The 3,892-nt window shown below is 41.4% G+C and carries 2 protein-coding genes; both read left to right on the top strand.

Annotated elements, in window-relative coordinates; all coding sequences use genetic code 11:
• Positions 1-296 precede the first annotated feature (296 nt).
• Complete coding sequence (locus ACUVXA_RS17870; protein WP_445872643.1) at positions 297-1,481, top strand: hypothetical protein; 1,185 nt, start codon at positions 297-299, stop codon at positions 1,479-1,481.
• A 298-nt stretch (positions 1,482-1,779) separates the two neighbouring features.
• Positions 1,780-3,447: an AMP-binding protein gene (locus tag ACUVXA_RS17865; protein ID WP_445872642.1), complete on the top strand. Its 1,668-nt coding sequence runs from the start codon at positions 1,780-1,782 to the stop codon at positions 3,445-3,447.
• Positions 3,448-3,892 lie beyond the last annotated feature (445 nt).

Raw genomic sequence — 3,892 nt, 5'->3', positions numbered from 1 at the left:
GGACATCCTACCAATTAACAGCAAGGGGTGACAAATGTCCCTAACTTCTACAATAAAAGTTAAAAATGGTATATTTATTATAAAAATTATATATGCAAGTATTTAAACAGTATATTTGAATTTGGGAAAGCGATTCGAAACAAGGGTGATGTTGGATTTGCGATTCTGCCCTCTACTCTAGGTTTCAAAATTAGAAAAGGAGCCCCATAAAAGCTACTTTGGGAGACGAAGTCGAACGAAACTACATCACCCAGGACAGGAAAAATAAAATTTAAGCTGATAGGGGTAGAAGAACAATGGTTTGGAGTGAGATTGCTAAAAAAGCCGCTTCTTACGGATTAAGCGTGGAAAACGCTTTCGTGGATGGAATGTTTCTGGCGGGTATGCAGATAGCCACTTTCGGCGGAGAGTTTGTAAAAAGCTTTGGCGAAGGAGCAAGGGGAATACTGCTCCGGGGAGCTGTAGCAACGGGAAAATACGTAGGAAATAAAGTGACCAATGACTTTGGATTCGGCAAAGAACTAATTGATGTTGGAAGAATACAGGACTTGGTCATGTATTCAGTTCTCATGCCCCACACAATAGAACAGCTAGAAAATGGGGACATTAAATTATCAGTTTTTGACTGCCCCTTTGCACCTATGGCGGTTTTACTGTCGGACCCTATGGCTTGCGAGATGTGTGTGGGATACGTTAGAGGTGCGGCAAAGTATGTAACAGAGGGTAAAGCTGGGGTTTCAAGAGTTACACACATTCCTGCGGGAGACGAGAGATGCGACTTCTTTGTTAAGGATGGTGTGCCTCATGGACTCACCCGCTATGAAATAAAGGCCCATATTCCACCTGAGGATTACCTCTCAACACTTCTCTCAAAAGATTTGGAATTCGTCAAGGAAAACTACTTGCCTAAGGCTTTTTCAAATCCCAAAATAGTGGATCAGAACGCGAGTGAAGAGGAGAAAAAAGACCAGGCATTAGCCTACCTAATTGAGATAACGTCGTTAGTTTTACGTGGATTAGTGATGACCGAGTCTTATAGTGCCTATAGCATCCTTGGAAAGGGTATCTCTTACAGGGTTGCGGAAACAGCCGGAAAAGGAGCTGCTGACTTAATGGTTGCTGGTTTTCCGCCAGTAATCTCTGGTTGGAATGACAGGTTCGGTCTATCTAATTTGGAGGGAAGAGCTGAGAAAGCGGCGGTATTGTATTCAACTGTAATGAAGCTGGATGGTAAGGTTGGAGACGGCTGGTTTGAAGTTGACAACTGTCTCTGGAAAAATATGGTTGAGGAAATGTTGAAGGATCCAGCTGGTTATGATATGGCTAGTCTCAGTGAGTCGGATAAAGCTGAGGCAATAAAATGTGGGTGCGTCTCTTGTGATAGCTGCCTTAAAGGGCTTATAGGTTCAAATGGTGTTCATGTAGAACAAGCCAGTTGCCAAGCTGACGGAACAGACAGATGCCACTGGGTTTTTAAATAAGCTTATCTGCCTTTTTTTCTCCCCACTCCCCATTTCTAATCTAACATTCTATGGCGATATGGATTCATCTGATTCTACCCGCTTATTTTAAGGTTCTAAATTTGAAGTACTATAAACGCTCGTTACGGAGGAGAAATCAAACAAAATCACATCGCTTGATTCGATTTAATTTTTAGAAACAGGTGCATAATTGACTAGATGCTTTTTCAACTGCGATTTGTATCTTTCAAATCCGAGCGGGGCATTATTTATATAAGTGTTTTACTTAATCTTTTCTAAAAAAATAGGAGGAGAGAATATGGAGAAACCATGGTACAATTCTTGGCCAAAAGATCTTCCTAAAACACTCGATTACCCAAATATACCCCTTCACCAAACCTTAGATGACACAGCGAAAAGGCTGCCCGATAAAACTTCTTTGATATACTATGGAACCGAGATACCCTTCAAAGAAGTGAAAGAAAACGCGGACCGGTTTGCAACTATCCTAGCAGATATAGGCGTGGAGAAGGGTGATAGAGTGATGTTATACTTGGAAAACTCACCCCAATTCGTAATGGCCTATTATGGAGCCCATAAGGCCGGAGCAATAATAGTCCCGGCCAATCCCATGTTCAAGGAAATGGAGCTTGAATACGAAATCAAGGATTCAGGGGCAGAAACCATCATTGCACTGGATCAACTGTATCCCTTTGTTGAAAAAGTCAGAGACAAAACTGATCTTAAAAACGTGTTCATAACAAACATTGGAGAATACTTCCCAGAGGAGCCCACACTTCCAATCATGGATGCCTTAAAAGTAGAAAAGAAAAACTATCCTAACACTATCGACTTTTTAGAAAAAATAGAGGACACCAAGCCCAACCCACCAAAACTGGAATTCAATCCTAAAGAGGATCTTGCGCTACTCCAGTACACGGCGGGAACCACTGGCATGCCAAAGGGTGCTATGATCACACACAGCAATATTATGACAAATGTTTACGGGGGGGCGAAATGGGTAGGAACCACAGATAAAGACATCAGCGTAGGAGTGCTACCATTATTCCATGCTACAGGTATGGTGCACAGTATGTGCAACCCGATACTGGTGGGCGCAACCAGCGTATTGTTGGCACGCTTTGACCTAGCTGCCTTCTTAGAAGCGATAAGCAAATATAGATGTACGCTCTGGGTTGGTATCACTACTATTGCTGTCGCCATTGCTATGTTTGCCGATCCCACAAAATATGACATGACATCTCTCCGAGGCAGCTTTGCTGGCGGTGCCCCCTTAGGGCAGGAGGTTATAAAGAAATACAAGGAGATTACAGGCAGTGACATGATTGAAGGCTATGGCTTGTCAGAGTCTATTTCTCAGGTTACCATCAACCCTGTCGATAAACCAAAGTATGGCTCGGTGGGCATTCCCGTCTTCGATGTTGATGCCAAAGTTGTCGATGGGGAAACTGGCGAAAAGGAGTTGGGATTTGACCAGGAGGGAGAACTCATCTTTAAGGGACCACAAATCATGAAGGGATACTGGAAAAACCCCGAAAAAACAAAGGAAACACTTAAAGACGGATGGCTCTACACGGGCGACATTGGAAAAATGGATAAAGACGGATACATATGGATAGTGGGACGTAAGAAGGAAATGATAAATGTTTCAGGATACAAAGTGTGGCCCTTTGAAGTGGAAGATTTCCTTTATAAACACGAAGCAGTCCAAGAGGTGGGTGTTGTAGGAGTTCCCGATGAGTACCGGGGAGAAACGGTGAAGGCAGTTATTGTGCTTAAACCTGATTATAAGGGTAAAGTGTCTGAGGAAGACATTATCAAGTGGTCTAAAGAAAAGATGGCCGCTTACAAGTATCCGAGAATCGTAGAGTTTAAGGACTCGCTACCAAAGAGTGGCGCGGGTAAAGTGCTAAGAAGAGTCTTATTGGAAGAACACCTAGAAAAAATGAAAGAAGCAAAAAAATAATTTACTAGTAAAAATTTACATTAAAAACCGTTTCAGGATATAATCTCAATTTGTTAGGTGGAAGGATTAATCAACAGAGTCCACCTTTGTGAATGGTTGTATCCCTTGGAACGGTATCTAATTTTTTATTATTATATGTGCGTCTTAGAAATTATCGAGTTTTTTCATAAAATCTGTTGGTAAAGGTGTTATCGATTTCCGATTTTGTGAGGGGATGCTATTCGTTTTTGTTGAATTTGACTAATTGTTGGTTCGTCTTTAGCTTAGGGCGGATCTCCCGATTTATTAATGAGGGTAAGTTTTCAATCTACTGAAAATTTAAGCAAAGTTCAATATAGAGGTATATATTTGTATAATTTGCATATATTATATGGAAATATTTATAACAGGGAACAAAACCCCTTTCGGGGAAATTATCGATAGATTAAACTGCTTATAATGTAGT

The sequence above is a fragment of the Candidatus Jordarchaeum sp. genome, from assembly GCF_052745115.1.
The sequence above is the reverse complement of the archived record's forward strand: the minus strand, read 5'-3'. Positions and strand labels throughout refer to the sequence as shown.